Consider the following 6,211-nt stretch of genomic DNA (forward strand, 5'->3'; position numbering starts at 1 on the left):
ATACTATGAATAATTTTTCACTTCCATTACAAACAGACGAAAATACGGACCTCAGAGAAAAACTTTGGTGGAAAAATTCAGAAAGCGAGCAAATTCTTAACAGAGGGTACTTGCTGAAAGGCGAAACAGTAGAAGGAGCTATTGAAAGAATTGCCGGAGCTGCAGCCAAAAGGCTATATAAACCTGAATTAAAAGAATCCTTTCAGGAAATGATAGAAAGAGGCTGGATGAGCTTAAGCTCTCCTATCTGGGCAAATATGGGAACAGAACGAGGCTTGCCAATATCTTGCTTTAATGTAAATATTCCTGACAGTATTGAAGGAATCACACACAAATTAGGTGAAGTGATTATGCAAACCAAAATTGGCGGAGGAACATCTGGTTATTTTGGCAGTCTGAGAGAACGAGGAAGTGCAGTAACTGATAACGGAAAAAGCAGTGGAGCCGTAAGCTTTATGAAACTGTTTGACACGGCAATGGATACCATTTCTCAGGGAGGTGTGAGAAGAGGTGCCTTTGCTGCTTATTTAGATATAGATCATCCGGATTGTGAAGAATTTTTACAAATAAAAAATATCGGAAATCCCATCCAGAACCTGTTTTATGGTGTTTGTATTCCCGATTACTGGATGCAGGAAATGATTGACGGCGATAGAGAAAAAAGACAATTATGGGCAAAAGTTTTAGAAAGCCGCCAACAAAAAGGCATGCCTTATCTTTTCTTCTCAGACAATGTAAACGGAAGCAAACCACAAGTTTACAAAGATCAAAATATGCGTATTAACGCCAGCAATCTTTGTTCTGAAATTATGTTGCCATCATCTGATGACGAATCTTTTATTTGCTGCCTGTCATCTATGAATTTAGAGTTATACGACGAATGGAAAGATACGGAAGCTGTTAAACTTGCTATCTTCTTTTTAGATGCTGTACTACAAGAGTTTATTGAAAAAACAGAGGGTAATTATTATCTGAGTTCTGCTAATAAATTTGCAAAGCGTCACAGAGCTTTGGGCTTAGGTGTTTTGGGATGGCATTCATATTTACAAAAAAACATGATTCCTTTTGAGGGGTTACAGGCAAAAATGCTAACCAATCAGATTTTTCAAGACATCAGTGCAAAAGCAGACAAAGCCACACAAGAGTTAGCTCGTATATACGGAGAACCCGAGCTTTTAAAAGGCTATGGAAGAAGAAACACAACAACCATGGCAATTGCACCTACAACGTCTTCATCTGCGATTTTAGGACAAACTTCTCCCGGTATAGAACCTTTTAGCAGTAATTATTACAAAGCAGGTTTATCAAAAGGGAATTTTATGCGTCAAAACAAATACCTAAAACAGCTTTTAGAATCAAAAGGGATTGACAATGAAGAAACCTGGAGAAACATAATGCTAAACGGAGGAAGCGTTCAGCAATTATCAGAATTAACAGAAGAGGAAAAAGCGGTATTCAAGACTTTCAAAGAAATTAGTCAGCTGGAAATTATTCAGCAAGCTGCTGTTCGTCAAAAATATGTTGATCAATCTCAAAGTTTAAACTTGAATATTCCTTCTGGGCTGCCTATTAAAGATGTGAATCAGTTGATGATTGAAGCGTGGAAATTAGGTGTAAAGACCCTGTATTATCAACGCAGTCAAAGTGTTTCTAAAGAAATGGTAACTAATCTGGTAACGTGCAGTAGTTGCGAATCATAATCAAAATATTACATAACAAAAAAACCGGCTCAATAGCCGGTTTTTTTTATGAATTTTTTACCTTAAATTTCAAATCCCATTGAAACACCTAATTTTTTAGCAATTACTCTTGCCACCTTTGTTTTTAGCTCAGGAATTTTTACAGATTGCATTACCTCATCCGTAAAAGCATACATCAGCAATGCCTTGGCTTCTTTTTTAGGAATTCCTCTTTGACGCATATAAAACATAGCTTCGTCATTTAACTGACCAATAGTACACCCATGAGAGCACTTTACGTCATCAGCAAAAATTTCTAACTGAGGTTTAGCATAAATATGCGCTTTATCGCTTAATAAAACGTTATTGCTTTGTTGAAATCCATCTGTTTTTTGTGCTATTTTATCCACATATATTTTTCCATTAAATACCCCTATCGAATTATCATCATAGATTCCTTTATAGTTCTGATGACTCTCACAGTTCGGTTGATTATGGGACACCAAAGTATAGTGATCTACGTGTTGTTTGCCATCAATCAGCGTAATTCCTTTCAGCGTACTGTCTATTCTCTCTCCCTCCTGATAAAAGTTAAGATTGTTTCTTGTCAATTTACCTCCAAACGAAAAGGTATGAACAGAGACTCTGCTTTCTTGTTTTTGCTTGATAAAAGTATTGTCAATCAGCGTACCGGTATCCAAATCATTTTGCAATTTATAAAAATCAACTATTGCGCGTTTATGAGCAACTATTTCCGTAGTAGAATTAGTGAATACGCTGCATTCTGTAATACTTTGATGGCGTTCTAAAATCTGTACATGAGCATTTTCACCTACAATAATCAGATTTCTGGGCTGAACCAGCAAAGCTTGATTTTCTGTAGTTGACAAATAGATTATTTCTATCGGTTTAGAAACAACTTTGCTTTTTGGAATATTAATAAAAGCTCCTTCTGTTGCATATGCGGTATTTAAAGCCGTCATGCTGTCATTTTTATCAACGCAAGTATTGTAATGCGCGTCAATTATCATCTTGTACTTGGGTTTAGTCAATGCAGATGACATTAAACAGACATCTAATCCGTCATGTGTAGTTGAAGATAAATGCGAGCTAAAAATACCATTGATAAAAACTAATTTATAGGTATCCGAATCGCTTAAAAGATATTTTTTAACCTCTTTATACTCAACGACCGTTTCATTCTTAGGAATAATGCTGAAGTCATTTTTGAGAATTGAATTCAGCGATGTATATTTCCAAGCTTCCTCTTTTTTAGTAGGAAAGCCTTTTTCTTCAAATAATTTTAAAGCTTCTAATCGGATATCGTGCAATCTCTCATGTTCTCCTTTCAAACCTTCTTCAAAAGCGACAAAAGACGATATTAATTTTTCTTTAAGTTCCATAATTCTTTTTCTAATTAGATTAATTTTTAGTACAACCCTGTCACTCTTTTACTTAACAGAATTCTTAATCCAATCATATCCTTTTTCCTCTAATTCAAGAGCTAACTCTTTTCCGCCTGTTTTTACAATTTTCCCATCGTATAAAACGTGAACAAAATCAGGCACTATATATTCTAATAGCCTTTGGTAATGCGTAATTAAAACTACCGCATTGTCTTTACTTTTAAGCTTATTTACGCCATTAGCAACAATGCGTAAAGCATCGATATCCAAACCGGAATCCGTTTCATCCAAAATAGCTAATTTAGGTTCCAGCATTGCCATCTGAAAAATCTCATTTCTCTTTTTCTCTCCGCCCGAAAACCCTTCGTTTAAAGAACGTGACAAAAATTTTCTGTCTATATCGAGTAATTCTGCTTTTTCTTTAATTTTTTTAAGCATCTCACTCGCAGGCATCTCCTCTAATCCTTGTGCTTTGCGCGATTCGTTAATTGCAGTTTTCATGAAGTTAGTTACAGAAACTCCCGGAATTTCTACCGGATACTGAAACGAAAGGAACACCCCCTTATGTGCTCTTTCTTCAGGAGAAAGCTCGCTTAAGTCTTCTCCGTCTAACATAATTTCACCCTGCGTAACCTCAAAAGCCTCGTTTCCGGTAATTACAGACGAAAGGGTACTTTTTCCCGCTCCATTTGGTCCCATTATCGCATGCACTTCTCCTGCTTTTACTTCTAAATTAATCCCTTTTAAAATTTCTTTATCTTCTACCGAAGCGTGTATATTATTTATTTTAAGCATTTTGATTTAAAATTTAAGGTTTAAAGTTAAAAACTTTATCTTTTAATATTTGATATGTGTTATTTCAGATTTCTTTTTATCCAACACTACCCTCTAATGAAATTTCCAGTAGCTTTTGGGCTTCTACCGCAAATTCCATAGGAAGCTTATTCAAGACTTCTTTTGAAAATCCATTAACAATCAATGCAATGGCTTTTTCTGTAGGAATACCTCTCTGGTTGCAATAAAAAATCTGATCCTCACCTATTTTACTGGTTGTTGCTTCATGTTCAATCTGCGCTGTCGGATTTTTAGCTTCAATATAAGGGAAGGTATGTGCTCCGCATTCGTTCCCCATTAACAGAGAATCACATTGCGAGAAATTTCGAGCATTTTCTGCTCTTGGTCCTATCTGCACTAACCCTCTGTAGCTGTTTTGGGATTTTCCGGCAGAAATACCTTTCGAGATAATAGTTGATCTCGTATTTTTTCCAAGGTGAATCATCTTTGTACCTGTATCCGCCTGTTGAAAATTATTGGTTACTGCAATAGAATAGAATTCTCCAATAGCATTGTCTCCCTTCAAGATACAAGAAGGATACTTCCACGTTACAGCTGATCCTGTTTCTACCTGCGTCCATGAGATTTTAGCATTTTTTTCAGCTAATCCCCTTTTGGTTACAAAGTTAAAAACACCGCCTTTTCCAGAACTGTCGCCCGGGAACCAGTTTTGCACCGTAGAATATTTTATTTCAGCATTGTCCAAGGCTATTAACTCTACAACAGCCGCATGCAGTTGATTTTCATCTCTGGAAGGAGCCGTACAGCCTTCGAGATAAGACACATAACTGTCTTCGTCCGCAATCACTAAAGTTCGTTCAAATTGTCCGGTTCCTGCCTGATTGATTCGGAAATAAGTAGATAATTCCATCGGGCATCGGACACCTTTGGGAATATAACAAAACGAGCCGTCTGAAAACACTGCAGAATTTAAGGCTGCATAAAAATTATCAGTCTGCGGAACCACCGTGCCCAAATATTTTTTTACTAAATCCGGATGATTTCTGATAGCTTCAGATATCGAACAGAAAATGATTCCCTTTTCTGCCAACGTTTCCTTAAATGTAGTTGCCACAGAAACGGAGTCCATAACAATATCCATGGCTACTCCCGACAACCGCTTTTGCTCTTCTATCGAAATTCCCAATTTGTTAAATGTATCTAACAACTCCGGATCAACCTCATCCAAACTTTTATATTTATCTTTTTTCTTGGGTGCCGAATAATATGAAATTGCCTGAAAATCGGGTTTTTCATATTTTACATTTGCCCATTCGGGTTCTACCATTTTTTGCCAGATTCTGAAAGATTCCAAACGCCACTCCGTCATCCATTCTGGTTCTTCTTTTTTTGCAGAAATAGCTTTGATAACCTCCTCATTCAAACCAATAGGGAATGTTTCTGACTCTATATCTGTATAAAAACCATACTCATACTCTTTTGTTTCGAGTTCTTTCTTTAAATCTTCTTCTGTATACTTGCTCATATTTTTATACTTAAAAGCAATAACTTTCTCGTATGCTTCTTGTTCAACATTAATTAACGTTATAAAACAACTTCACACCAGTTGTTTTTATAAAAAACGACTACAGCGAAAAGCTTTCACCACAACCGCATGTTCTGCTTGCATTAGGATTGTTAAAGTAAAATCCTTTGCCATTTAACCCACCCGAATATTCCAATGTAGTACCTACTAAATACAGAAAACTCTTTTTATCAACAGCTATTTTAACTCCGTTATCTTCAAAAACCTTATCGCTTTCTTCAATACTTCGGTCAAAATTTAACTGATAAGAAAGTCCGGAACATCCGCCGCTGGTAACACCAACACGCACATAATCAGTTGCAGAATTAAACCCCTCATCTTCCATCAGAAGGGCAACTCTTTTACTTGCTATATCTGAAACTTTTATCATACTTCCCTTTTTTAAAAACAGATTGATTTTAAATGTTATTGCAAAGGTATCACAAAAAAATGGTTTGCAATAGTAACTAACATATTTATAACGATTAGAAGGTGAAATACTAAAATCGAAAAAAACTATAATTTTAACGAATTATAATTCTTTTCAATACCCGTTGTGCATTATGAATTAAAGAAGAGAAAAGTTGTTCATTTGATTTAAAATCAGTAAATTGAATTAACTACAAAACCATTTACAATGAACAACTTAGGTGCAAATTACGAAAGAATTTTGGAAGTTTTACGAAAAATATCAAATGAAAATTTATTGCCCTACCAAAGACGAACACCAAAATTGAAGGATTTGGAATTGATAAGTCTTGCTTTAA

The 6,211-nt window shown here is 35.7% G+C and carries 5 protein-coding genes and 1 pseudogene; 2 read left to right on the forward strand and 4 right to left on the reverse strand.

Annotation, left to right across the window (positions count from 1 at the left end):
* Positions 1-5: 5 nt before the first annotated feature.
* Entirely contained in the window at positions 6-1,700 is a 1,695-nt protein-coding gene (locus C8P70_RS12295; protein ID WP_133713616.1) for a ribonucleoside-diphosphate reductase subunit alpha, read from the forward strand.
* A gap of 62 nt (positions 1,701-1,762) precedes the next feature.
* Here the strand turns inward: C8P70_RS12295 and sufD are convergent, their stop codons facing one another.
* From sufD to C8P70_RS12315, 4 genes are all read right to left on the reverse strand, one after another.
* The gene (sufD, locus tag C8P70_RS12300) at positions 1,763-3,082 is read right to left on the reverse strand and encodes a Fe-S cluster assembly protein SufD (protein ID WP_133713617.1); all 1,320 of its coding nucleotides are present in this window, start codon (positions 3,080-3,082) and stop codon (positions 1,763-1,765) included.
* 48 nt (positions 3,083-3,130) lie between these two features.
* The gene (sufC, locus tag C8P70_RS12305; RefSeq protein ID WP_133713618.1) at positions 3,131-3,880 is read right to left on the reverse strand and encodes a Fe-S cluster assembly ATPase SufC; all 750 of its coding nucleotides are present in this window, start codon (positions 3,878-3,880) and stop codon (positions 3,131-3,133) included.
* 76 nt (positions 3,881-3,956) lie between these two features.
* A complete protein-coding gene (sufB, locus tag C8P70_RS12310; protein ID WP_133713619.1) occupies positions 3,957-5,405 on the reverse strand; it encodes a Fe-S cluster assembly protein SufB in 1,449 nt (482 codons plus the stop codon).
* Positions 5,406-5,505: 100 nt separating this feature from the next.
* A complete protein-coding gene (locus C8P70_RS12315; RefSeq protein WP_133713620.1) occupies positions 5,506-5,835 on the reverse strand; it encodes a HesB/IscA family protein in 330 nt (109 codons plus the stop codon).
* Between the two features lie 246 nt (positions 5,836-6,081).
* On the opposite strand from C8P70_RS12315, the pseudogene C8P70_RS14350 reads away from it, so the two are divergent.
* Positions 6,082-6,211 (forward strand): annotated as a pseudogene (locus tag C8P70_RS14350) (IS982 family transposase); the annotation flags it as partial.

The organism is Myroides indicus (assembly GCF_004364575.1).
GTDB classification, from domain to species: Bacteria; Bacteroidota; Bacteroidia; order Flavobacteriales; family Flavobacteriaceae; genus Flavobacterium; species Flavobacterium indicum_A.

What these genes read in the sequence shown, in the direction of transcription:
- sufB (WP_133713619.1), bottom strand. Translation starts at nt 5,405, where the DNA reads ATGAGCAAGTATACAGAAGAAGATTTAAAGAAAGAACTCGAAACAAAA.
- C8P70_RS12315 (WP_133713620.1), bottom strand. Translation starts at nt 5,835, where the DNA reads ATGATAAAAGTTTCAGATATAGCAAGTAAAAGAGTTGCCCTTCTGATG.
- C8P70_RS12295 (WP_133713616.1), top strand. Translation starts at nt 6, where the DNA reads ATGAATAATTTTTCACTTCCATTACAAACAGACGAAAATACGGACCTC.
- sufD (WP_133713617.1), bottom strand. Translation starts at nt 3,082, where the DNA reads ATGGAACTTAAAGAAAAATTAATATCGTCTTTTGTCGCTTTTGAAGAA.
- sufC (WP_133713618.1), bottom strand. Translation starts at nt 3,880, where the DNA reads ATGCTTAAAATAAATAATATACACGCTTCGGTAGAAGATAAAGAAATT.